The organism is Streptomyces sp. NPDC104313, assembly GCF_055583985.1.
Genome location: NZ_JBVJMW010000002.1, coordinates 441946 through 465831, shown reverse-complemented (window position 1 = coordinate 465831; position 23886 = coordinate 441946). Strand labels below are relative to the sequence as shown.

At 73.9% G+C, this 23886-nt stretch carries 16 protein-coding genes; 6 read left to right on the top strand and 10 right to left on the bottom strand.

Annotated features, from left to right (window positions below; translation table 11 throughout):
- Positions 1-7: 7 nt before the first annotated feature.
- A complete protein-coding gene (locus ACZ60Q_RS05975; protein ID WP_469629005.1) occupies positions 8-2287 on the bottom strand; it encodes a DUF6571 family protein in 2280 nt (759 codons plus the stop codon).
- A 134-nt stretch (positions 2288-2421) separates the two neighbouring features.
- The gene (locus tag ACZ60Q_RS05970) at positions 2422-4971 is read right to left on the bottom strand and encodes a GTPase-associated protein 1-related protein (RefSeq protein ID WP_469629002.1); all 2550 of its coding nucleotides are present in this window, start codon (positions 4969-4971) and stop codon (positions 2422-2424) included.
- 191 nt (positions 4972-5162) lie between these two features.
- Here ACZ60Q_RS05970 and ACZ60Q_RS05965 point away from each other — a divergent pair, with 191 nt between their 5' ends.
- Positions 5163-6680: a hypothetical protein gene (locus tag ACZ60Q_RS05965; protein WP_469628999.1), complete on the top strand. Its 1518-nt coding sequence runs from the start codon at positions 5163-5165 to the stop codon at positions 6678-6680.
- A gap of 49 nt (positions 6681-6729) precedes the next feature.
- Complete coding sequence (locus ACZ60Q_RS05960) at positions 6730-7059, top strand: hypothetical protein (protein ID WP_469628996.1); 330 nt, start codon at positions 6730-6732, stop codon at positions 7057-7059.
- A 70-nt stretch (positions 7060-7129) separates the two neighbouring features.
- Here ACZ60Q_RS05960 and ACZ60Q_RS05955 read toward each other — a convergent pair whose 3' ends face one another.
- The 8 genes from ACZ60Q_RS05955 to ACZ60Q_RS05920 form a co-directional block, all read right to left on the bottom strand.
- Positions 7130-8461, bottom strand: a complete 1332-nt coding sequence (locus tag ACZ60Q_RS05955) for a protein kinase domain-containing protein (protein WP_469628993.1) — start codon at positions 8459-8461, stop codon at positions 7130-7132.
- Positions 8458-9354: a protein phosphatase 2C domain-containing protein gene (locus ACZ60Q_RS05950; RefSeq protein WP_469628990.1), complete on the bottom strand. Its 897-nt coding sequence runs from the start codon at positions 9352-9354 to the stop codon at positions 8458-8460. Before ACZ60Q_RS05950 ends, ACZ60Q_RS05955 begins: the two co-directional genes overlap by 4 nt.
- Positions 9351-10013, bottom strand: a complete 663-nt coding sequence (locus tag ACZ60Q_RS05945) for a vWA domain-containing protein (RefSeq protein WP_469629541.1) — start codon at positions 10011-10013, stop codon at positions 9351-9353. Before ACZ60Q_RS05945 ends, ACZ60Q_RS05950 begins: the two co-directional genes overlap by 4 nt.
- Positions 10014-10094: 81 nt before the next feature.
- A complete protein-coding gene (locus ACZ60Q_RS05940; protein ID WP_469628987.1) occupies positions 10095-10253 on the bottom strand; it encodes a hypothetical protein in 159 nt (52 codons plus the stop codon).
- 61 nt (positions 10254-10314) lie between these two features.
- Positions 10315-11949, bottom strand: a complete 1635-nt coding sequence (locus ACZ60Q_RS05935) for a TRAFAC clade GTPase domain-containing protein (protein ID WP_469628985.1) — start codon at positions 11947-11949, stop codon at positions 10315-10317.
- Positions 11946-14411, bottom strand: coding sequence for a GTPase-associated protein 1-related protein (locus ACZ60Q_RS05930; RefSeq protein WP_469628982.1), 2466 nt, complete (start codon positions 14409-14411; stop codon positions 11946-11948). The genes ACZ60Q_RS05935 and ACZ60Q_RS05930 overlap by 4 nt, the downstream gene beginning before the upstream one ends.
- On the bottom strand, positions 14408-15667 hold the full coding sequence (locus tag ACZ60Q_RS05925; RefSeq protein ID WP_469628979.1) for a TRAFAC clade GTPase domain-containing protein: 1260 nt from the start codon (positions 15665-15667) through the stop codon (positions 14408-14410). The genes ACZ60Q_RS05930 and ACZ60Q_RS05925 overlap by 4 nt, the downstream gene beginning before the upstream one ends.
- A gap of 1 nt (position 15668) precedes the next feature.
- On the bottom strand, positions 15669-17912 hold the full coding sequence (locus ACZ60Q_RS05920) for a hypothetical protein (protein ID WP_469628976.1): 2244 nt from the start codon (positions 17910-17912) through the stop codon (positions 15669-15671).
- 183 nt (positions 17913-18095) lie between these two features.
- Between ACZ60Q_RS05920 and ACZ60Q_RS05915 the strand changes: the two genes are divergently transcribed.
- From ACZ60Q_RS05915 to ACZ60Q_RS05900, 4 genes are read left to right on the top strand one after another with little or no spacing between them, the layout of a single operon-like run.
- A complete protein-coding gene (locus ACZ60Q_RS05915) occupies positions 18096-18335 on the top strand; it encodes a hypothetical protein (protein ID WP_469628973.1) in 240 nt (79 codons plus the stop codon).
- 50 nt (positions 18336-18385) lie between these two features.
- A complete protein-coding gene (locus tag ACZ60Q_RS05910) occupies positions 18386-19144 on the top strand; it encodes a hypothetical protein (RefSeq protein ID WP_469629538.1) in 759 nt (252 codons plus the stop codon).
- Positions 19145-19153: 9 nt separating this feature from the next.
- A complete protein-coding gene (locus tag ACZ60Q_RS05905) occupies positions 19154-21331 on the top strand; it encodes a bifunctional serine/threonine-protein kinase/ABC transporter substrate-binding protein (protein ID WP_469628971.1) in 2178 nt (725 codons plus the stop codon).
- A 1-nt stretch (position 21332) separates the two neighbouring features.
- Positions 21333-23555, top strand: a complete 2223-nt coding sequence (locus ACZ60Q_RS05900; protein WP_469628968.1) for a bifunctional serine/threonine-protein kinase/ABC transporter substrate-binding protein — start codon at positions 21333-21335, stop codon at positions 23553-23555.
- Positions 23556-23886: the final 331 nt, after the last annotated feature.

Sequence of the window (23886 nt, the reverse complement as noted above, 5' to 3'; positions counted from 1 at the left end):
AACTCCCTCAGGGGCGGTTGACTTGATTCAGGTCGCGCCCGATGGAGTGCGCGCTTGCGGTCGCGGCGGAGGCGGACCCCCGGTAGTCCCTGTACTCGTCGGGTGTCAGGCCAGCAGCTCTACCGCCTGCGGAAACCGCGCCCACCGCTGCCTCCTTGGCGGCCTCCTCCGCCCCTGTGTAGCCTCTCCCGGATTCGAGCGTGGCCTCGTCCGTGCTGTCCCTGTTCGCCTTCTCCACCACCGTCGCGGTGATGTCCTCCTGGATCCAGGTCACAACGTCCCCACCCACCGGGATCAATTCGAGGTACTTGGCGCCTACCAGGTCGATGATTCGATTCGTCCACTTCGCATTGTTCACGACGCCTTCGTTGTACTCGCCGTTCTCGTGCGTCTTGAGGTCGATGACCGCGTGTGCCCTCGCCTCGGACATCATCCCCGCGATCTCCCCGCCCGGATGAACGGCGTTACGAATCGCCTCACCCATGTCCGCATGGCGCTCGGGATGCCGGAACGCATCGCCCACGAGCGCCGTCGTGTAGGCCTGCTGCGCGTGGGTGATCGCGCCGTAGGCGTCCGGGTCCTGGCCGACCGAGCCGAGGAATCTGGTCATCAGGTGCTTCTCGAATTCGGCCGGTTCGCCGAACGGCTTGATCTGGCCCGCCGCGTTCTCGGCAGTCGCCTGGAGGTCCGGCATGTACTCCGCCGCCATCTCGCCGAACTGCGGGGCCAGGGCGCTCAGCGGGCCGGGCGGGTCGCCGGCCTTGGCCGAAACCAGTTCCGGGTTCGTGCCGATCTTCTCGACGATCTTCTCCATGACGCCGCTCATGTCCTTGGAGTGGCGCACCGGCGGTGCGTCGTCGTCGCCGGGGACGCGGCCGGTGACCGCTGCCTCCAGGGCGTTGCCCATGGCCGACTGCCCGAGCGTGGTGCCGCTCCCGGCCGTCGTGTCGTACCAGTCGTCCGCGGGCTTCTTGTCGAGCATGTAGTCGACCACGCTCTGCGCGTCCTTCTCGCCGGTCTCCACATCCAGCAGCGTGACGATGCCGTCGTTGTTCGTGTCCGACCGCAGGTTCTCGTTGAAGAACTCCGCCGCCGCCGGGGGATGCCTGCTCATGGCGTCCATGAGACCGGTGACCGGGTTGAAGCCCTTTCCGCCGTCCACGTCGAGGTTGATCGCCATGGCCTGGTTGTACGGCAGGTTCCGGGACCAGATCTCGGGGTCCTTCTTGTCCATGGCGATCATGTCCCGGCCGACCGACGTCAGGAACTGCTGGTCGTACGTTCCTTCCCGCAGCAGCGCCCCGAGGGCCTGGTAGCCGTAGACCTTCGCGCCGGCCCCCGCGAACCCGGAGACGTCGATCTCCTGGCGGCCCGCCTTGAGCAGCTGCGAGGTCCAGGCGGCGTCCAGGTGATGCGGCACCGACGGGGTCGTCGCCAGACCGAGCATCGCTCCCATGTCGCTCTGGATGTTGCGGACCATGCCCACGCGGTCCGCTCCCGCCGGGCCGAGGGACGTGGAGTCGAGGGACATGCGCGTGTACGCCTCCAGCGTCCCCTCGGCACCCAGCCCGCGATAGAAGGCCGTGGCGAACTCGGGGTCGCCGCGGTTGTCGTCGATGATCTCTTCGAGCTTGCGCAGCGCCTCGACGTTGCGGGCCGTGCCGCCCTCTCCGGTGACCGTCTTCAGCAGCTCCGCCGCGTGTCCCGCCTGTTCCGCGTCGAGGGTCTTGTAGGCGGGCTCGGTGAAGTCGTGCTTGCTCTTCATGTTCGCTTCGAGGGCGCGTTTCAACGATGCGTCGGCGTCGGAACAGTCCTCGACGATCCGGTCGATCTTCCGCTGCCAGGACGCGACCGCGGCCTTCTGCTTGCGCAGTGCCTCCGGATAGTCCGGATCGCGTCGCGCGGCGTGGTCGTCCTCCAGGTCGTGCCGTGCCGACACCTTGCCCCGCGCACTGATCGCCACGCCTGCCGCGGGGGCCTCTTCGTCCCGCATGCTGATCAGCGTCTTCTTGGCGTACGCAAAGGACGTGTGGGCATCCACCAACAGGGACGTGATGCCCCGGGCCTGGGAGACGGCGTCATCGAACTCCGCCGCCGTCCTTCCGATGAACTTCTTGGTGACCCCGGCGTTGACACCTTCCCACCGTGCCTTGCCCGCCTTCGCCTTCATGCCGGTCCGGGCGTCGTCCGCGAGTCTCTCCAGCTTGGTCACCATCGCCGCCCAGTCGTCGGCCGCTGTCCTCAGCCTGCCGACGGGCGCGTGCACCACATCGTCAAAAGTCAGCACGGTTCCCCCATGAACGGCTGGTCGGAGCGCGGCGAGGCGGACCCCCCACAGACGCCAACCTATCCAATGCGCGCGGCGGCGACGTATGCATGTGCGATTTCGAGCCAGCCGAGTGCTTGGCGCTCCGCTCCCGCTCACCCCCGCCGCACACGCCCCGCGATCCGGCGGCCCAGCCGTCCCAGGGCGCTCGACCGGTTCCAGTCGCGGAAGGCGTCGGCCCGGCCGCTGCTGCCCGTGCGGCCCACCGTCGCCTCGACCTCCGTGACCTCCTCGGCCGACATGCCGCGTACGGCGGGGCGCAGGACGTCGTCGAGGAGGGCGGCGGCCACCGGCGGCCAGGCGCGCCCCGCGTGCGGATGGGCCGTCCAGACGGTGAAGCAGTCCGCCGCGTAGGCGGGCTGGGTGCGCAGCCGGGTTCGCACCGCCGGGGTGCGGGCCGTGCGGTCGTAGGCCGCGATCAGCTCGTCGTCCTCGCCGTGGACGAAGTCGTACAGCTCGGCCCCCGGACGGTCCGGGGCGAGCAGCCGCTCGACCAGGGCCGCGTGCGCCCGTTCCCGGAGCGCCGGTTCGACCGGCTCCGCCTGCGCGCACAGCGTGCGGACCCGCTCCGCCCAGCCGGGTTCCGGCGCGCCCGTGCGTAGTTCGCGGACGAGGTCCAGCAGCAGGAGGCCGGCCCGCTCCCGGCCGCCGATCTCCCCGGGGAAGCCGCGCAGGAGGTCGTGGGCGAGGGAGGCCGCCTCGTCGGCGCCCGAAGCGGACGATCCGTCGGCCGGCGTCCCGGCGGCCGACGCGCTGAGCGCCGCGTCCACCAGGCGGGCCCACGTACCGGCCACGCGGTGCGCGTCCGAGGTGGCCGCGTCCAGCAGCAGCCTGGCCTCCTCGACCGTCGGGGCCCGGTCCCCCCACACCAGGCCGACCGCCGTGCGCAGGATCAGGGGCTCGGCGAAGGGGGAGAGGCCGGCCGCCCGCAGCACCCGGTGCCACACCGCCGACCGGTCACCGCCCAGGGTCGCCATCGCCTCCGGTACCTCGGCGCACATCCGCAGATGCGGCAGCGCCTGCGTGCCCGTGAACGGCAGCGCGACCCGCTCCAGGAACCGGGCCACCGCCCCGGGGTCCTCGGGCGCGAGCCGGTCCAGCGCGCCGAGCAGCGCCGTCCGCACCTCGAACTGCTCGTCCAGCAGCTCCAGCAGGGCCGGTGCGAAGCCCGGGGTGCCTTCGTGCGCCGCAGACGCAGACGCAGACGCAGACGCAGACGCAGACGCAGAGGCAGAGGCAGAGGCAGACGAAGAGGTAGACGAAGGCGCCTCCGCCTCCGCCAACAGTGCGGGTGCCAGCCGGTCCACAACCCCCGGCAGAGACTCCGTACCGTCCACGTCCAGCAGCCGGGCCACCCGCAGCAGTTGCACGGTGCGCGCCACCGAGCGCGATCCGACCGTGTCGGCCAGCTCGGTCAGGATCTCCGGGCCCAGCCGCTCGGCGACCTCCGCCCCCTCCGGACCGGCGAACGCGTCCCGGCGCGGCAGTTCCAGCGAGCCGTTGCCGCCCCGCACCGCCTCCGTGACCAGCATCGCCGCGAGCGGGGCGGTCACCGATGCCGGACAGCGGCCCTCCAGCGCGCCGAACAGCCGTCCCGCGGCGTCGAACTCGGGGCCCGTACGGTCATCGATGCCGGGGGAGGTGAGAGCCTCCACCAGCCGGCCCGTGCGCCTGGCGTCCAGCGCGTAGGGCCGTTCGGCGGCCCACCCGGCCGCCGCCGCACGCCCGTCCGGCCCGAGCGCGACCCCCGCGCACAGGGCCGTCACCGCCAACGGGCCAGCGGCGAACGGCTCCCCGGGCAGTTCCCGCGCCTCCCGGAACAGCTCGGGGAGGCGGCTCCGCCAGACCCGGGCCGCTGTCGTCGCCCACACGTCCCCCGTACCGTCCACCGGGGCCCGCCCCGCGCACTCGTGCACCCGCAGGCCCGCCGCTCGTGCCGCCTCCGCGTCCTCGGGCAGCACCCCCACCACCCGCGACGCCGAACCCTCCGGCCGCCGGGTGTACGTGGTGAACGTCAGCCGCTCCGCGCTCTCCCTCGGCAAGGTGACCGACGCGAGCCCCAGCCACCGGGCCACGTCCGCGCACTGCCGCTCCATCAGCACCACAGGCCGGCCGCCGGTCGCCTCCGCGTCGCTCGCCCGGCGCAGATCCGCCAGCACGGCGGCGAGCCAGGGGCCGCGTGAGACGGCGAAGTCGTCGAGGCCCTCGGAGACCGCCGCCGGACCCGGCGGCAGCGCCAGCGGATCCGGTATCGCTCCGCCGGGCGTCACCGCCACCCAGTTCGGCGAGCGCCACGCCTCGACCGGCAGCCGGTCGCCGGGCAGCGGAACCCCCGGCGGCAGGTGCACCGCGTGTGCGTGGAACCTGACGCCCGCTCCCGCGCCGCCCGGGTCCCGCACCGGGGCCGAACGCGCCACCAGCCGACTGCCGTCGGACAGCACGAAATACCCGAACGCCTGCGGCAGTGAACGCAGTTCGCCGTCGGACGGCCGATCGGGAACGCCCCCGGGAAGCTCGTAGCGCACCAAGGGCTCGATCTCCGCCAGCAGAGCCCCCGACACCCCGGGGCCGACCGCCGTGAACCGGCCCGCCGTTCCCGCGTCCCCCGGCGCGGCGGAGGAGTAGTGCACCTGTGCAAGGCTCATCTGTCGGCCCTCTTCGTCCTGCCGCGCCCGAATCCCCGTGCCCACCCCGTACGGCTGGGTCGGGGGAGAAGTACGCAGCCGCGGGGGCGACGTTATCAAGGACGGGGACCGAATCCCTACGCTGCGTCAGGCGCCGGCCCGAAGGCTGTCGCGGGACGTGGGCGCGGCTGTCGTGTAGAAGACTGTGTGGGGTGCGCCGGACCGTGCGCACCGGCAAGGGGGAAGAGATGCGGCATGTGCCCAATCTGCCGACGTACGGCAAGGACGCCACCACCAGACTGCTGTGCTCGTCCGTCCACCTGGACGAGGAGTTCGCCCGGTACGCGCATCAGGAGCTCTCGGGGGACCGCCTCACCGCCACCGGTCTGCCGCTGGGCGTGAACCTGCTGGCGCTGGCACGCCACGCGGCCCGCGCGACCGGGCGGACGGCGCTGCGCGAACGCAGACTGGCCTGGCTCTGCGCGGGCTGGTGGCTCGCCGTACTGACCGCTGTCGGCGGCCTGGTCGCCGGTACAACCGCCTGGGCGGCCTGGGCGGTGGTCTTCCTGCTGCTCGTGCTCGGCTGTGCCTGGTCGCTGGTGCGCCGGACCGAGGCCCAGGGGCGTGCCGAGGCCCTCGAAGCACGCTTCTCCGCCACCCGCCCCCAGGACCTCGTACCCGAGGTGGCCGACGAGGTCGAGCAGCGGCTGCGCGGGCTGAGGCGCCCGAACATGATGCCGTACACGCGGAGCGCCGAGCGGCACAATCCCTTCGTCGGCAGCGGGAGCAGGATCAAGGAGACGGTCTGGCAGCCGATCGACATCAGCCGCCCCGCGGACGCCCCGGGCGGCGGCAAGAAGACCCTGATCCCCTTCGACGCCGTCGACCTCCACACCTATCTGGCCCGGGAGCTGGGGAACCTCGCCGGCCTCGAAGGGCTGCGGGCGCAGAACCGGCTCTACGTACTCGGCCACCAGGTCTACTACCTCGGCGACGAGGTGCTGCCGGACCGGCTGCGCCCGCCCAACAGCGAGATCCCCCCACCGCTGGTCAGAGCGGGTCTGCTCAAGCCCGGTGCGGGGGCGCGGACCTACCTCAGCCTGGAGCGGGTCGGCGAGGGCGGCCGGGTCATCGTCTCGATGCACCTGCGGGCCAGGCTCCAGCACCCCTCCCTCTCCTGGGAGGTCGCCGCCTACTGCATCCCCCCGGTGCACGCCCGCCACTACGGTGCGGACTACCTTCCGCGCGATGGGTTCGAACGCTGGTGGAGCCTGTTCCGGTTCGCCACCTCGAACACCTGGTCCGCGCTGACCGGAGCCCCGGGGCGGATCGCGCGCCGCAACTCCGCCGACAAGCGGCGCGCCCGTGAGCTGGAGAAGTGGCGCAGGGAGATCACCAAGAAGCAGGCGCTGTACGACTACGGTGCCACCGACAGTCTGCGCGAACGGGTCGCCTCATGGGACCAGCTCGGCCACTCGGAGCGCACGGACTCGCAGGACTTCCTGCACCGGCTCCAGCAGGGGGTGCTCATCGCGACCGAGCGGTTCCTGACGGACCACAACGTGGACACCGGTTCCTTCGACCGGGCCCAGCAGGTCATCAACACCCAGACGTACAACATCTCCGGCGACATCACCGGCCCCGCGAACATCGGCAACAACGGGCAGATCTCCGCCGCCTACGGGCAGGGAGCCCCGACGCAGGCGGCTGCCGGAGGCCCCACCCCCTGAGCCGCGGCACACGGGGCCCGGCGTTCACCCACCGACCAGCAGGAGAGACATGAGCACGTACAACTTCCACGGCGACATCTCGGGTCCGAGTAACTTCGGCGACCACGGAAAGATCCAGGTCACCTACGGCACGCCCCCGGCCGAAGCGCTGAAGCTGGCCGCCGATCTCGTCCAGCTCGTCCGCCAGGAGGCGGCGCGGCCGGAGCTCACCGCACAGGCCGAGGCCGTGCGCGGCGAGCTGGTCCGGGCGGGGCAGGAGGGCCGCCCCGCCGACCAGGGGCGGATCAGGCAGGCGCTGGAGACGTTGACGGTGGGGCTCGCGGCGGGCAGCGGCGGGGTCGCCCTGGCACAGGAGATCGGGCGGCTGGTCGGACTCTGAGCCCGCTCTCGGCGGGTCTGTGCGGGCATGGCCGCCAGGGAAGGCTTCCCGGCGGCCGTGCCCGCGCCTCTCACCGCGTGTGGACCGCTGCCTGGGCCCCGCCGAGATCGAGGCGCAGGCCCGCGCGGAGCGGGACGGTCTGGCCCGGGGCGATCTCCTGGGAGGTGCCGTCGGACCGTGTGCCGGTCCAGCTGGTCGACGAGCGGTTCGCCAGCCCGAACTTCCCCGGTTTGCTGGGATGTTCGGTCAGCTCCGCCACCAGCGTCGCATCGCTGTAGTCGTGGCGGGACGGCTCCGGCGCCAGATGGTGTTCGTGGACCCGTGCCGCCCGGCGCAGCCGGACATGGCGCTCGGACCGGGGCAGGGGCGTGATGATGGTCAGCCGGGGCGGCAGGACCAGCGCGCTGCCGCAGGACCAGCAGGCCCCGGCGGCGGTCGCCCCGGGCTGGGTCATGTTCTGTCGGCCGCAGTCGGCGCAGTCCACGACGGCGTCCAGGACGGACCGCAACGCGTCCCGCCACTGTGATTCGCGCACCCGGGCGGTCGGCTGGCGCAGGCCCACGGTGAAGTTGTGCGTGAAGAGGTCCTGGAGGGCCGCGGGAGCCGCCGCCCAGGTGTGCAGGACGGTGGACTGCTCCACGGGGTCGGGGCTGTTCGCCGTGTCGTCGGGATCGAAGACGAACAGTGGCTGCTTCCCGTACAGCCGCTTCTCCGCCGCCTCGTCGAGGCAGTGGATTTCCAACTCCGTTCTCCCCTTCAGCGGATGATGGTTCATCAGCAGCATGAAGAGCAGCACGGACAGCGAGTGCAGGTCGGACTGGGTGCCGGGCCGGGCATCCGCGTCGCCGCGCACCAGCTCGGGCGCCATGAACTCCATGGTTCCCGAGATCCCGGTGCTGTCCCCCTCGACCACCGCGTTGTCGTTGTCGCAGACCAGGACGTCACCGGTGGCCGGGTCGAAGAAGATGTTGCCCCAGGAGATGTCCCGGTAGGCGATTCCCCGCGAGTGAAGGGCCTGGTAGGCCTCCACCGTGTAGAGGGCGGCGGTCAGCAGGGCGCGCGGCGTCGTCCGCAGCCTGCGGCGGAAGAGGTCCGGCAGCCCCTTGAAGCGGTCCGGCCGCAGATCCATCAGATAGCCGAACGCCCCCGCTCCGGACGGCACATAGGCCGTGGGCCACAGGAAGCGGTCGTCGTCGAAGTCCCGGCCCACCAACTCCCTGACGATCGCGTCCTGCTCAGGGGTCGCACAGGCGGGGTAGTACCATTTCAAGGCGCGTTCACCGGAGTCGGTCCCCACCCGGTAGACCTCCCCCTGGCCACCGGCGCCGAGCATGTCGATGACGTGCACGGACTCCCCGTCGGCCGTGGTGAGGCGGGTTCCTCCGTCGAGCATGCCGGTCATGCGTCACTCCGTAGTTCGTCCGCCGCGGCGCTGTCGTCCGCCGCGACGAGGTGGGGCCGCCGGGCGGCGACCAGGGTCGTGTCGTCACCGGAGTGGCGAGCCGCCTCGGCCAGCCACCCGGGCAGGGCGTCGCGTACGCCGCCGATACCGCCGTCCTTCGAGAGCCGCTCGTCGAAACCGGTCATGAACTGGGCGAAGCCCTCGTCGGACGCGAAGCTCTTGGACAGGCCGTCGGTCGACAGGGCGATCATCCGCGGGGCGCGGTCCGGGGCGACGACCGGGGCCCAGTGGACCCGGATCATCTTCCAGGCATGGCGGCTGCACAGGGACTCCGTCTCGTCGCCGAGATCAGCCTCCACCGGAGCCAGCGGCAGCGCGATCGCTCCGTCGGCGTCGATCACCGTCAGCTCGCCGTCGCCGAGCTGCCAGGCCGCGAACACCCGAGGTGTGAGCACCGCACCGACCAGCGTGGCCCCGTACAGCAGCAGCTTCTGGCCCTTGCGCGGCGGCTCGGCCGCCGGACGCACCGTCTCCGGGGAGCGGTCCCAGTGGGCGAGTACCTTCTCCTGCCAGGCGGCCACCAGCTGCCTGGGCAGCTCGTTGCGCGCGTAGTTCATCAGCCAACTGAGGCTGTGCGTCCCGTCCGGCCTGTCGGTGCGCGCCAGTTCGGCGAACCTACGGGCCTCGACGCCGAACAGGTCGACCGCGCACCGCGCCCCGACGTGGCTGCGGGCATGGACGGCCGAGCCGTGGCCGTCGGCCACCGAGAGGATCAGCGGACCAGCTGCCGAGCCGATTCCCTCGGCGGCGTACCAGTCCTGGTTGACCCGCTTGTTCACCCCCCGCACGCTGTGTTCGAGCGTCTCCCACAGCGGTTGCTCAGGAGCGCTCACCAGACGTCGTCATCGTCGTCGTCCAACTGCGGTGGCGCGTACGGCGGCTGCTTGACCGTGGTGTCGGACGGCGCCGCCACCGGCTGCGAAGCGGCCTTGACCGCAGCGGTCGACGCCCAGCGGATCGCCGCCGCCAACTGCTTGGGGCTGTTGGCGTCCAACGGCTGGAGCTCGGGGTTGCCCAGGAACTCCTGGAGGACACCGCGGTCGGCGTCCGCCCCGATCGCGATGGCCAGCCGTAGCGCCTTCCGGCCCCACGGGGTGGCGTCCAGGGCCCGCAGCCCGGCCTTCCAGTCGTCCGTCGGCACCCCGTCGGAGACCAGGGCCAGCACCGGTTTCAGGGCCCGCTGCGGCATCGGCGGTGTCCGCAGCTCCCGGGAGACCACCTCCAGTGCCTCACCGAGGTTGGTCATGCCGTCGACCTGTACGTCCTGCCAGGTGAAGTCGTCGACCGGCACCGGGTCCTTGTGGTGCCACCGCGCCTCGGTGGAGAACGTCAGCGTACGCAGCAGGAGCTGGGCCGCGGGGTTGTCGTGGGCGACGGACCGCATCTCGGGAACCGCCTCCCGGATCGCGTAGTTGAGCTGTCCGATCTTCTCGCCCTGCATGGAGTAGGAGCAGTCCAGCAGCCAGATGAAGTGGACCGGACGGTTCGCCATGGGACCGCCGGGAATGTCACTCACTCGAAGCCCTTCTTGTCATGTTGTGCACCTCTTCGTATGGTGCGTGGGCGAGGGCCCTCACTTGCTCGACCACCGGGCAAGCTGGTCGCCGAGGGACGCCAGGCCCCAGGCCAGACCCGCGGCCAACAGCCCGCCGAGGACCACCAGGCAGGCGATGACGAACACGGTGAGCAGCAGCCGACGGCCCCGCGCGATGTTCGGCGTAACGACTGGCACAGCCGTGAACCGTCTCTCTCTTCTTGGACCTGACCGACCCTAACCACCGGGTCCAGCTCCGTCAGCGGGTTGAACGATCTTGTGCGGGGGCCGTGCGCGGACCCGGCACGGACGGGGTCGCCGGGTCGGCCCCGGAGCCCTTGGGCAGCAGCTTGCCGACCCGCAGTCCCGACCGGGCGAGAATCCACAACACCGCCTCGGCCGCCCGCTGCTGCTCGCTCACCAGCGGACCCGTTCCGGTGGCGGCATAGGCGCTCAGCGCCCAGAACCGCCGGACCCGGAACCGGTGCCCCAGGTCCCGGACCAGCGGGTCCAGCCCGATCGTGGCCAGCCAGGGGCCGATTCCCGTCGCGGGGACCCGCAGACGCTCGATGCGGTCGAGCACATCCCGCTTCGTGACCACCACCGCCAGCGGCAGCCGGCCGCGCCGTCGCCGCCCGGCCAGCGCCGAGAGTTCACCGGTGAACGTCTGGTACGTCTGCCACGGCCCGGGATCCGACGGACTGGCCGCGCGTGCGAGCTCCTGCTCGCCCGCCGAGAGGCTTCGGCGCACCTGGGGGTCGGCCAGGACGTCGACGGCCAGGACCACCCCGTCGGCGTGGGCCAGATACTCCTGGCGGCGGGTGGACTCCACGTCGTGAAGGGACTCACCCATCGGGTCGTAGAGGTACAGCAGCCGGTGTCCGCGGCGGTGGGACACCCGCAGCATCAGGGCCCGGGGCTGGCCGCCCTGGGTCTTGCGCACCCAACCGGCCCCCTTGAGCTGCCCGTTCAGGTCCACGACGGCACGCCGGTCGTCGTCCGTCGCGAACGAGACCTTCAGCGCGCCCGTACCGGCCGTCGCGCGCAGCCCGGCGACCGCCGCCGCCAACAGCATCGTCTTACCCGACGAGGTCCCGCCGACGATCGGTACGTGCACCACGCGCAGCCGGCCGACCCCGACCGGGAGCGGCCGGTCGCAGTGCGGGCACTCGGCGGCGAGCCGGTCGCGTCCGGCCAGGGAGACGGTGGCGACGCGGCGTCCACACGCGCAGACGTGCCCCAGCACGCCGAACCCGCCCGGACGCAGCTCCCGGTGGGCCGCGCCGCAGCCCGGGCAGCGGTGCACGGCGAGCGGAAAGGGGCGGTAGCACCCCGGATAGGGGCACTTCATCCGGATCCGCCGCACCAGGGCGCCGACCCGGTCCGCAACGCGCAGGACGGCGACCCCGGCGACCGCCGCCAGCCCCACCAGGCCGATCAGCAGCCACATCACCCCGTGGATCAGCACCAGGACGGACGATGCCAGGAGTGCGCCGGCGATAGCGCCCAGCGCTGTGCCCGGGGCCAGGAGGAAGAACAAGCCACGGGCGACCCAGTGGCCGCCGTAGCCGGTGGAGGGCTGACGTCCGGTCACCATGCGTCGTGCGGTGACCGCCATCCAGCGGCCGAGAAGCCGGTGCCGTACGGCCGAAAAGGCCGCCCGGGTAGAGGTGTGCGCGTCCACCCACATGAGCCGCGACCAGTACGCGCGCTGCGCGGGCTCGGACCCGACGGGCAGGACCCGGGGGTCGGGTGTGCCGGACGTGCGCGGGCCGAGGACCTTCGCGGACGCGCCGAGTGCCAGGGCGAGGAACTCCCAGAAGGCACGGAACAGGCACACCCCCACCCCGACGGCCGCCGTCAGCCAGGCCGCCGCGGTGATCAGCCCGCTCATCGGGCGCCACCGTCCCGGTGCCGGTCCCCGGAGCCGCGGCGGGGCGGCGCCTTGCCCGGGCGGCCGTCCCGCCCGCCGAACCGCAGCCCGAGCCGGCTCAGCGCGCCGGGCCGGTTCCAGGCGCGGAAGTCCTCCGCGTGCCGTGCGTCCCTTCGGGAGAGGGACGACTCGACGGCGGCCAGGTCCTCGGAGGACAGCGCCCGTACCGCCGGACGCAGCACCCCGTCCAGCAGCGCGACTCGGGCCTTGCCCCAGGCCCCGCCCGCCTGGGGGTGGGCGTGCCAGTCGATGAAACGGTCCGCGAAGTAGTCCGGGTCGCGTCGCAGCCGGCTCCGCACCGCGTCCTGTCCGGCGGCCCGCTCGTAGGCGGCGCAGAGGTCGGCGTCGCCGGCGCGCGTCAGATCGTCCAGCTCGCGGCCCTCACGGTGGTCGGCCAGCAGTCGGCGGGCGAGAGCGCCGAAGACGTGTTCCAGCACCGATGGGTCCACCGGTTCGCCGGACCTCCGCAGCCCGAGGGCCCGGTCGACCCAGCCGGGTGGCGCACCGCCGGCCCGCACATCGCGCGACAACTCCAGCAGCAGGAGCGCCGCCCGGTCGCGGGGCGGGAGCTTCTCCCCGAAGGCCGCCAGGAGTTCGTGCGCCAGCTCGTCCGCCTGCGGATCTCCCGGCCGGCCGCTGAACGCGGCCGTGACGAGGAAGGGCCAGGTCTCCGCAGCGCGGTGCAGCTCGGGGCCCTGCTCGGCGAGGACGTACCGGGCCTCCCCCGGTGTCGGTGGGGTGGAGCCCCACACCAGACGGAAGGCGACCCGCAGGAGCGGTGGCTGTGCGAAGACGGGGACCCCCGCCGCCTCCAGTACCGCACGCAGATCGGCGGTGCGGTCCCCGCCGCCTCCGGCCGGCCGTCGGGCCGCCCAGCCGCTCATGCGCAGATACGGCAGGGGCTCGCCGCTCTCCAGCGGCAGCGGAGCGCGCTCCAGGAGCACGGTGACGGCGGCCGGACCGGCCTGGGCCGCCGCGTCGAGCTCCCGCAGCAGAGCGGTGTGGAGGTCGGGCCGGTCCGTCAGCGTCTCGTCGAGCTCACCGCCGTACCGGGACGGCTCGGCCAGCAGCGCCGACGCCAGCCGGTGGGCGAGCCGCGGTACCAGGTCGGAGCAGTCCACCGTGAGGAGACCGGCCACCCGCAGCAGTCGCAGCGGGCGCCCGAAGCCGTTCGCCGTCTCCTCGATGCCGGCCCGCAGCTCCGGGCCCAGCTCGGCGGCGAGCTGCCGGGCCAGCCGGTCGGTCAGGGCCTCGCGCCCCGGCGGGCGTACCGGATCGGCCGAGCGGACGGCGGCGACCAGGAGCCGGGCGGCGAGCGGTGCGGCGGCCTCCGGGCGCAGTGCGCCGCCGACCAGGGCGAACAGCTCGGCCAGGACGGCGATCTCCGCCGCCGGGACCGCTTCTGGCCGGGGCTCCGCCAGCGTCGTGACGAGCCCTTCCAGCTCGTGCCCGTCGAGTTCGGTGGGGTGTTCGCACGCCCACAGGGCCGCTGCCGTCCGCTGCCGCGACGGCAGGTCGATCCCGGCGCACAGGGCGAGCGCCGAGATGGGCCCTGCGGTGAACGGCTCTCCCGGGAGCCGATGGGCATGCTGGAAAAGTTCGAAGGCGCCCGCCGACCAGATCCGGGCGGCGGCCACCGCCCAGGGGGTCGGCTCCGGCCCGTCCGGGGCGGGTGGGACGGCACAGTCGTGGATCCGGTAGCGGCTCCCCGAACCGGCGAGCCCATGGGCGTCGTCCGGCAGGACGCCGATGATCCGCTGCCCGGCGAGGTGCGGGCGCCGGGTGTAGGTGGTGAACGTCAGCCGGTGCACGGCTTCCCGGGGCAGCACCGCGCTCGCCAGGGCCACCCAGCGGGCCACATCGGCACTGTCCCGCTCGACGAGGACGACCTGCGGGGCCGTCTCGTCCTCCATCTGGCGCTGGAGATCGGTGAACACGGCGGCGAGCCAGGGTTCCCGGGCGGCGGCGAAGGAGATCAGCCCGGCCGCGTCCAGCAGGGGGGAGGGCGGCAGTGCGGCGAGCGCCGCGGGAGCGCTCCCCTCCGGAGTGGCCGAGGCCCACCCGGGGGATTCCCAGGCACTGACGGGCAGCGCCCCGTCCGGCAGATACTGCCCCGGGGCCACGTGCACCGCGTGGGCGTGGAAGTTGCCCCAGCGACCGCTGTAGTCGGCGCCCGTGTAGACCGTACGGGCCAGCAGGCGGCTTCCGTCGGACAGCTCGCTGTAGCTGAACGCCCGTGGAAACACGTCCAGTTCGGCGGCGGAGGGACGGGAGGGCGCGTTCCGCGGCGGCTCGTACCCGATGATCTGCTCCGCCTCCCGGAGCACCGACTGCGAAAGCCCCGGGGTGAGCGCGGTGAAGCGGAACCCCGAGCCGTCCGGGCCGGGCGGCGCCGAGGTGTAGTGCAGCTGTCCCAGGCTCATGCGTCGGCCTTCCCCGTGCGGTACCGGCTCTCCCGTTGGCTCTTGCGCACCGGGATCAGACCGCGCCGCCCCAGCAGCCACAGCAGCGGGTCCTCCACCCGCACCGGCTGCGGGCCCGATTCCGGCGCGTCGGCCGGTGCGTCGGCTGGCGGCGGCGCACCCAACGAGGAGAGGCCGAAGTACGACAGCTCGGCGAAGTCGTTCTCCAACTGGCGGCAGAGCACTCCGGAGTCCCAGTCGCTCAACAGGGACCGCAACTCCTCGTGCACGGCGAGCCGGTCCTCGTCGTCCAGTTCGCCACCTGTGTGGGGGGCGTTGCGCAGCAACGGCGAGTGCGGGCCGAGCAGTTCCCTCAGCGCGTCCGTCTTCGTCACGGCGACGGCCATCGGCGTGGTGACCCGGCCCCGCGACACACTCCTTCCGTGGGAGCGCAGTTGGGCGGCCAGGTCGGAGGCGATCTGCTGGGGGGAGGTCTCGACCGCGGGGAGCGGCGGACCGTCGGCCCTCGCGCCGCGGTCGCGCACCGAACCCATCTGCAGCGGATCGACGAGCAGGATGATCCCGTCGGCAGCCGCCAGATACTGGGTGTAACGGGCCATCGCCTCCGCGCTCTTGAGGTCCTCGCCCGCCGCGTCGAAGAACACCAGCGTGGTGTGCCTGCTGCCCATGCCGTACCGGCCCCGTCGCGGCACGCTCAACCGGTAGAGCAGCGGGTCGTTGAAGCCCATCGCCGCCGGACGCGTCGTGTCGGGCAGCCGCAGCCGCTCGTACAGATCCTCCTCCATCTCCCGGTCGCGGCGCTGGGTCCCGGCCCCCATCGCCGGCAGCGAGACGGTGTACTCCCGGCCGACCCGGCCCCGCAGTTCGTTGACGAGCACCGACACATAGGTGCTCTTGCCGGACGCCTTCGCGCCGACCAGCGCGATGATGCGGCTGTCCTGGTCGCAGTACTCGCTGGGGAAGTCGTTGTGGCAGCCGCGGCAGACCCGTACCGACGTGGCCACCCCGCACCGGGGGCACGGCTGCCGGGCGGTGGAGCCCCGCAGGGTCGCGAGGGTGCGGGGCGAGGGGAAGACCGGTCCGCGCAGCCGCCGTGACGGCGGCAGGCCGGGTCCCATGAAGTCGGCCCACAGATCGTCGGGTTCGGCGTCGCACGGGGGGCCGCCGCGTACCCCGGTGGCCATCATCAGGCAGCGGTACGGCAGGCGGGCGGCCGGTGCGCGGTCGAAGCAGTAAGGGCAGATGACGGTCGTCATATCAGCGCACCACCAGGGTCGTGGGAGAGGGATCGTCGAGGCGTACGTCGGCCGCCCCGTCGCCGAGGAGGAAGCCGCGCAGGACGTAGGGCCGCTGGAGGCCGGACGGCACGGGCAGCTCGACGGGGCGGCCGGCGCGCAGCGCGGCGCCGTCGAGCCGCAGCACGGTCGTCCCGTCCGTGGGAGTGCGCGGCCGGACCGGGGCACGGCCGTCCCTCGTGCCGGCCCTGGCCACGAGCACGAACTCGGGTAGCCCGTCCGGTACGTCGCCCGGACAGGACAGGGTGACCAGCAGCTGCGAGGGCCCTCGGCGCAGGCCCTTGCGGGCGCCGGCGACGACGCGGTAGCCGACGGCGATCTCCGCCGGGACCGTGACCCGGCCCCCGGCCGGAGGGACGACCACCGCGTCCGTCGCCCGGGGTGCGGCGGAGAGGGTGACGGAGAAGACGGAGGGCGTCACGTCCACGTACAGCCCCTCCCGCACGTAGGTGCTGCGGGTCACGCGGTGCGCGGTGGAGCCGCCGTCCTGATCCACGGTGGCCGAGACCAGTCCGGTCCCCGCCGGCCAGCCGAAGGTGATGCGGGCCCGGCCTCCGTCGACCCGCTCGACGCGCGTCACGGCCACCGCGGGCGGGCACTCGACCAGGAGGCCGGGCCCCGCCACCGCATGAGGTCCGAGCACGGACAGGGCGGACACCCGGGTGACCGAACCCGGGGGCGGCGCGAGGCCGCCCGCCACCGGCTCCCAGGGCAGCGGCGCGGGCCAGGGCCGAGCCGGGTCGTGACGCAGTTCCGTCCCCGGTTCCGGCGGGTCGGCCGGCCAGGAGACCAGGCGTACCTCCGCACCCTCCCCGCCGCTCCAGGAGAACCGGACCGACCCCTCCCCGGCCGTGGCGTCGAGCCGGCGCACGGGGGCCGGCCAGGGGCGGACGGTGACGTGGTGGCCCGTACCCTCCGACTCGATCACGCCGCCGTCCGGTGAGCGGTAGCGGCAGTGGAGGCGGAGCGCGTACACGCCGACGTCCAGGCCGGTCGCGGTCAACGCGCCCGTACGCACATCGTGGCCTTCCACCTGCCCACCGGGGCCCTCGAGTACGACCCGCACACCCAGCGCCTTCGACGGTTCGGTCCACGCGGCGTCGATCCGGCCCGGACCCGTGGTGGACCGCACCGCGGACACGTCCGGGGCGACGAGCAGGACGTCCGACACCACGGGCGGGCCGTCGATCACACCGTCCCTCAGGGGGAACACGGCGTAGCGGACCTCCTGCCCGAACGGCGGGTCCCGGTCCACCCAACTGAGCTCCGTGGACCCACCGGCGATCTCGGCGATCCCGGTCGGTCCGCCCGGCACCCGGGCCAGCCGGAGGAGCTGACGGTCGAGCGCCGCGTCGGCGGACAGGGGAGAGGCAGCGAGCGACACCGCCACGGTCCCGGGCGCGTGGCCGGCCGTCAGCACCTCGCCGGACCCCGCACTCCCGTCGTCCGCCGGACGGCGCAGCCGCACGAGGGCGAGCCGGGCACGGGGGCAGTCGGAGGCCAGGCGGGCGGCCTGGAGGAAGCGGTCCTCGGCCGCGCGCGCGTCGCCCGACCGTTCGGCCTCCCGCGCCGCGTCGAGGGCGTCGTCGGCCGCCCTCACCCGGGCGGCGATGTCCGCGAACCGCCGTCGCAGCAGCGCGTCGCCGTCGCCCTCCGACGGAAGCAGAGCCGCCAGCCGAGCGGCACGCCGCACCCTTCCGCTGTCCCAGGCGTCCTCCAACTCCTCTGCCGCGCGCCGTTGTCCACCGTCCAGCCGGTGGCAGGCGGCGGCCCGACGGACGAGGGCGTTCGCCTCCTGCGGACAGACCCCCAGCGAGACGGCGGTCGCGGGCTCGGAGCCCTGCGGGTGGGCCTGGAGCAGTTCGACGAGCTGGTACAGAAGGACGCGGCGCAGGGCGGTGGCGTCCTGAAGTTGCACCGCCTCCAGCCGGGCGAGGAGCGGCCCGTACGTCGCGCCGCGTGCGGCGGCCGCCCGACGGAGCCGATCCGCGTCGATGTGGTGCCAGCGGCGGGCCGCACGCTCCTCGAAGACCCCGTCGAGCACCCGCAGTACCTGCCCGCGCTCCACCAGAGCATCACCGATGTGCCGTAGCCCCCAGGTTCGCTGCTGGGCGACGAGGTGGCGGTACCCCGGGACGAGAGGGGCGAGCGGCAGCCCGCGCAGGGCACGACGGGGCCCGAGTCTGTGCCCGAACTCCAGCCCCACCGTGCGCCCCCGTGCTCACTGCTCATGATGCCACCCCCCATCCCAGCAGATCCGGGGCCTCGGCGACGGTGTTTTCCCTCATCGGGCAACAGGCCCGCACCACACCGTCGGCCACAGGCCCGTACGACGTCCACGAACGCCCGCCCTCCGTCGACCGCATGAGCGAGGTGAGGCCTTCCTCTCATGATCACGTCCTGCGAGGCGTTCGACAGCTACCCGCTGATCCCGCAGGACCTGCCGGACGCCCTCGTCGAGCACATCGGCGCCTTCCCGGCCGAGACCGCCCGAGGACCCGGGCCCGGTGCCCGGGAGCGGCCCCGGGCAGGTCCCGACGAGGTAACAGTCCCTCTGCGGCACCCGCCGACCACGCCGGACGAACCTATGATCGACGCGGTATCGAGGAGGAACGGGGAAACACTGTGACCTGTCACGTGCCGTTAGGAGGGGCCCGATACGCGCTGCCCCTGGCCCTGGTGACCGCGCTGCTCGCCGGCTGTTCCGGCACGGCGGACGACCCGGGGAAAGCGGAGAAGCGCGACGCTTCGGCGAGTGGGAGCCCGGACCCGGGCGCCGAACCGTCCCCCGAGGACTCGCTCGCGCCCGACCCCGCCCGGCTCCCGAAGACCCGCGCCGAGGCACGCGACCTCATCGGCCGCGTCATCGCCGATACCGACAGCTTCGGTTCCGGCGTGGTGAAACGGAGCCCGTACGAGAGTGACCCCGCGACCTGGCCCGTGCTCGGCGAGGACTGTGTCTGGCAGCAGCGCAGACCCGCCCGCAGCGTCCTGGCCACCCTCAGCCGGTCGTTCGAACTGCCCGCCGAGCCGGGAAAGGGGCCGGTGCGCCTGAGCGCTGTCGTGACCGTGCACCGCACCCGCGAGGACGCGGCCTGGGAGGTGGCGGAGTCGATCGAGGAGTCGATGCGCTGCCCCACCCAGCAGTTGCGCGAGGGCGAGCTGATCGGCTCCCTGGTCGCGGGGGCGCTGTTCGGCGGCGAGGGCGACCAGATCACCTCCGACGACTTCCTGAGCGAGACGGGGCAGTACCGGAGCTCCGAACTCGGCGGACCGCACCACTACGCCTGGCAGCAGGCGCAGACCCTGCAGTTCACCGTCGCCGTGACCGGCAAGGGGGCGAAGGGGCGCACCGAGCGGGAGATCGACGACCTCGTCGTCCAGGGGCAGGCCGCCATGCTGGTCCGGCTGGAATCCGCCGTCGAGAAGCAGAGCTGAGGCCGGGCGATGGACGATCTGCGACCCACCGACCCCGCCCGGATCGGCGGACACCGGCTCCTCGGCCGCCTCGGAGCGGGCGGCATGGGCGTCGTCTACCTGGGACGCTCCGACACCGGAGGGCTCGCCGCGATCAAGGTGATCCTGCCCGAGCACGCCGGGGAGGAGGACTTCCGGACCCGCTTCCGCCGTGAGGCCGAGGCCGCCCGCCGGGTCGACAGCCCCTGGGCCGTGTCCGTCACCGGCGCCGACACCGAGGCGACACGCCCCTGGCTCGCCACGGAGTTCGTTCCCGGACCGACGCTCTTCGACGTCGTCGCCCGGCGGGGGCCGCTGCCCGCGCGTGGTGTCCTGGTGCTCGGCCGGCTGCTCGCCCGCGCCCTGGCCGCCGTGCACGCCGCCGGGCTCGTCCACCGCGACGTCAAACCGGGCAACGTCCTGCTGACGGCGGGCGGCCCCCGGCTGATCGACTTCGGGATCGCCCGTGCCGCCGACGCCACCGCCCTCACCGCCACCGGACTCGTCGTCGGCACCCCCGGATTCCTCCCGCCCGAGCAGGTGTCCGGGAACACCGCCGGGCCCGCCGGGGACGTCTTCTCGCTCGGCTGCCTCCTGGCGTACGCGGCCACCGGCCGGCCGCCCTTCGGCGGCGGCGCGGTCGACGTCGTCCTCTACCGCACCGTGCACGACGCACCCGACCTCGACGGGATCGACGACGCCCGTCTGCGCGCGCTCCTGGAGCGGTGCCTCGCCAAGGACCCCGGCGAGCGTCCGGCCGCCGCCGGCCTCGACACCCTGATCGCCGAGGACGTCCCCGCCGGGGCCACCGCCGACTGGCTGCCCGAGGACGTCGTCCGGATCATCGCGGACCGGTCCGCCGCCGTGCTGGCCCTGCCCGACATCGACGCCACCGTCGCCGAGCAGCCCGGCCCGGCGGAACCCGCCCCCGGCCGGCGGCGCTTCCTGCTGTTCGCGGCCGGCGGCGCGGTGGCCCTCGGCGCGAGCGCCTTCGCCGCCTTACGCCTCACCCGCGACGAACCCGGTGGCGGCGACGGAGCCCCCGGCGGACGCCGCTGGATCATCGGCGTGCACGCCGACCTCACCGGACCCCTGAGCGGCGCCGGCCGGGCCCAGGAACGCGGCGTCCGGCTCGCCGTCGACCGCTTCAACGCCCTCGACGACCAGCCCTTCCGGCTCGCCGTGAAAGTCCTCGACGACCAGGGCGACGCCGATCGCTCCGCCCGGATCGCCGAGGAGTTCGCCCAGGACCCGGAGGTCGTCGCGGTCGTCGGCCCCACGGGCGACGGAGCGACCGGGGCGGCCCTGCCGGCGTACGACGAGGCGGTGCTGCCGGTCCTGACGGTGTCGGCCCTCCAGATCACCTTTCCGCCCCGGGCCAACGGCTCCTTCTTCCAGGCCGCCCCCTCCTACGCCTCGCTCTCCGCCCCCATCGTCCACCGCCTCCTGCTGCGCCCCGACGTCGAGCGGCTGGGCATCCTGATCGACCGGGCCGGCGGGCAGGCGGCCTACCAGGCGGGCTACGCGACCAACCTGATGACGCCCCAACTCACCACCGGCACCACCCACCCCCGGGTGGTGCCCGCCGGGACGACCGTCTTTGACCCGGTCGTCACCGACCTCCTCTCCCACCGGAGCGACGCCCTCTTCTACGCCGGTGACGCGGCCGGCGCCTCCCGGGTCGCCCGCGTCCTGGCCGGCCTCCCCTTCGCCGGACCGCGCATGGCCCAGCACACCGCCATGGGGCCGGAGTTCCTGCGACAGGCGGGCGCGGCGGCCGACGGCTGGGAGTTCGTCGCACCGTTCACCGACGCGAGCGCCCCCGCCGCCGCGACGTTCGCCGCCGCCCACCGCAAACGCTTCGGCGCCGCGCCCGCCGCCTGGTCGGCCGAGGCGTACGACGTGGCGGGGCTCATCGCCCGCGAACTGGCCGCCCTCACCGACGCCGCCGCCAAGAAGGCATCGGCGAGCGCCACGCCCTGGGGCGACGGCCGGCCCACCCGGTCCGCGCTCACCGCCGCGATCGCCGCCGCCCGGTACGAGGGGATCTCCCGCGTCTACGCGTTCGACGGGGAACGCCGACAACTCGTCGGCCAGGACGCCCACCTGTACCGGGTGGAGAAGGGCCGCCAACGCTATCTCGGCCCGGCCCCGAAGCCGAAGGGCTGACGTGCGGCCCCTCACCTCCGAGGACCCCCGCACTGTCGGCCCGTACCGCACCCTCGTGCGGCTCGGCGCGGGCGGCATGGGCGTGGTCTACCTGGCGCGCTCGGCGGGCGGGACGCTCGCCGCCGTCAAGGTGATCCGGGCCGAGCACGCCGCCGATCCCGGGTTCCGGGCCCGCTTCCGCCGTGAGGCCGAGGCCGCCGCCCGGATCACCGGCCCGTGGGTGGTCCCGGTCCTCGGCGCGGACACCGAGGACCGCGAGCCGTGGCTGGCGACCGCCTTCGTCCCCGGGCCCTCGCTGGGGGAGGTGGTGGGCGCCGGCGGGGCCCTGCCCGCGGTCACCGTCCGGGCGCTCGGATGCCGGCTCGCCGAGGCCCTCGTCGCGGTCCATGAGGCAGGGCTGATCCACCGGGACGTCAAGCCCGGCAACGTGCTCCTCGCCCTCGACGGCCCCCGCCTCATCGACTTCGGGATCGCCCGCCATGAGGGCGCCACCGCGCTGACCACCACCGGCGCGGTGATCGGGACGCCCGGCTATCTGGCCCCCGAGCAGGCGTCGGCGGGCCCGCTGGGGCCGCCGTGCGACGTGTTCGCGCTCGGCTGTGTTCTCGTGTACGCGGCGACCGGGCGGCCGCCGTTCGGCGCGGGCGGCGGGGTGGGCGCCCTGTTCCGCACGATCCACGAGGAGCCGGACCTGACGGGAGTGGAGCCCGGCCTGGCGCCCCTGATCGGCGCCTGCCTGGCCAAGGACCCGGCCGGCCGGCCGACCGCGAGCCGGGTCCGCGAGGCCCTTGCGGCGGAGGGGAGGACGGCCCCGGGCGGGCCGAGGGACCCGCGCGCGTACCTGGTGCGGCCGGACCCGCACGAGACCTCCCCTACCGCCGCCACCCCCACCCCCTGGCGGATGCCCGCCGGGCTCCCCGCGCTGATCGCCGAGCGGTCCGCCGCCGCCCTCGCGCTCCCGGACCCCGAGCCGCTGCCCGCCGCGTCCGCCCCGGCCGCGGACGACACCGCGTCCGGTCCCACCCGCAGGCGGCTGCTCCTCGCCGGGACGGCCGGGGCGGTCCTCCTCGCCGGCGGCTCCACCGCGACCTGGATCGCCCTGCGGGGGAGCGGCGCCGGGGCGGGCGGCCCGTCGGCGGGCTCCGGGGAGCCGCCCACGTACACGATCGGGCTCCACGGAGACCTCGGCGGACCCGGACGGGCCACCGGACTCGCCCACCAACGCGGCATGCGGCTCGCCGTCGCCGACCACAACGCCCGTGAGGACAAGGCGTTCCGGCTCGCCCTGCGCGCCGAGGACGACGCGGGGGAGCCCGCGGCGGCGCTCCGGGTGGCCGGGCGGCTGGCGGCGGACCCCTCGGTCATCGCGGTCGTCGGGCCGACCGGCGCCCTGCTGCGCGAGGACGTCGTCGAGCGGTACGGCACGGCGCGGCTGGCCACCGTCGTCGTCGCGGCGGGCTCCACCACCGTCGAGTCCGGCACCGGCCTCCACCTCTGCGTGACCCGCCCCTTCGACCGCATGTTCACGCCCGGCCTCATCAGCTACCTGACCCGCACCCGCCCCGTGAAACGTGTCCTGCTCGTCGAGGACGCCGCCGACCCCGTGCTCGCGAGGGAGGTCGGCGGAGACTTCCGGGAGGCCCCCCTCGCCGGCGTCACCCTCGTCGAACACCCCCTCGCCCGGGGCGACGCGGGCTTCGGCGCGGTCGCCCGCAAGGCCGTGACCAGCCGGGCCGACGCCGTGGTGCTCGGCGGTGGCGACGCGGCCCGGGCCGCCCGCCTGGCCACCGCCCTGGCGGGCGAGGGATTCACCGGAGCCCGGGTCGCCGTCGGACCCGCGCTCGGGCCCGCCTTCCTCGACGGGGCGGGCGGGGCCGCCGATGGCTGGGTCTTCGCCGAGGCGTACGCCGACCCCGCGGCCCTCCCGTCGGCGGGGGCGTTCATCGCGGCGCACTGGGAACGCTTCGGCGAGCCCCCGGCCACGTGGGCCGCCGAGGCGTACGACGCGGTCGGTCTGATCGCCCGCGCCGCCGGGACGACCAGCGCCTCGGGGGAGGTGCGCAGCGGTATGGCCCGGCGGCTCGTGCGGACCGAGTACCGGGGGATCGTGCGGACCCTCGCCTTCGACGCCTCGACCCGCCAGGTGCGGATCGCGGACGGGATCTTCCTCTACCGGATCGAGAAGGGCCGCCCCCGCTTCCTGGGCCCGTACGGTGAGGTGTGACCGCCACGGCGAGGTGCGATGGCCACGGTGAGGTGTAGCCGCCACGGTGAGGTGTGACCGCCACGGCGGTTCGACCCGTGAGGCCTGGGAGACGCCAGCGGTCGGTGAGGCCACGGCCGGGCGTGAAGATCTTCTGCGGCCGTGCTTAAGAAATCCTCGATGGACCCGGGCCCCGTCGTACGGCAGATTTCTCCGTGACGGCCGAGGATGGCGCGTGGAGCCGTACGGCGTGCGGTCGTACGACGTGCTCCGCCCCGTCCCGCCGCGCCCCCGCCTCGGGGGCGCTCATCCGAAAACCACCCCGGGCCGCTGGGCTCTTCCGATATGGCCC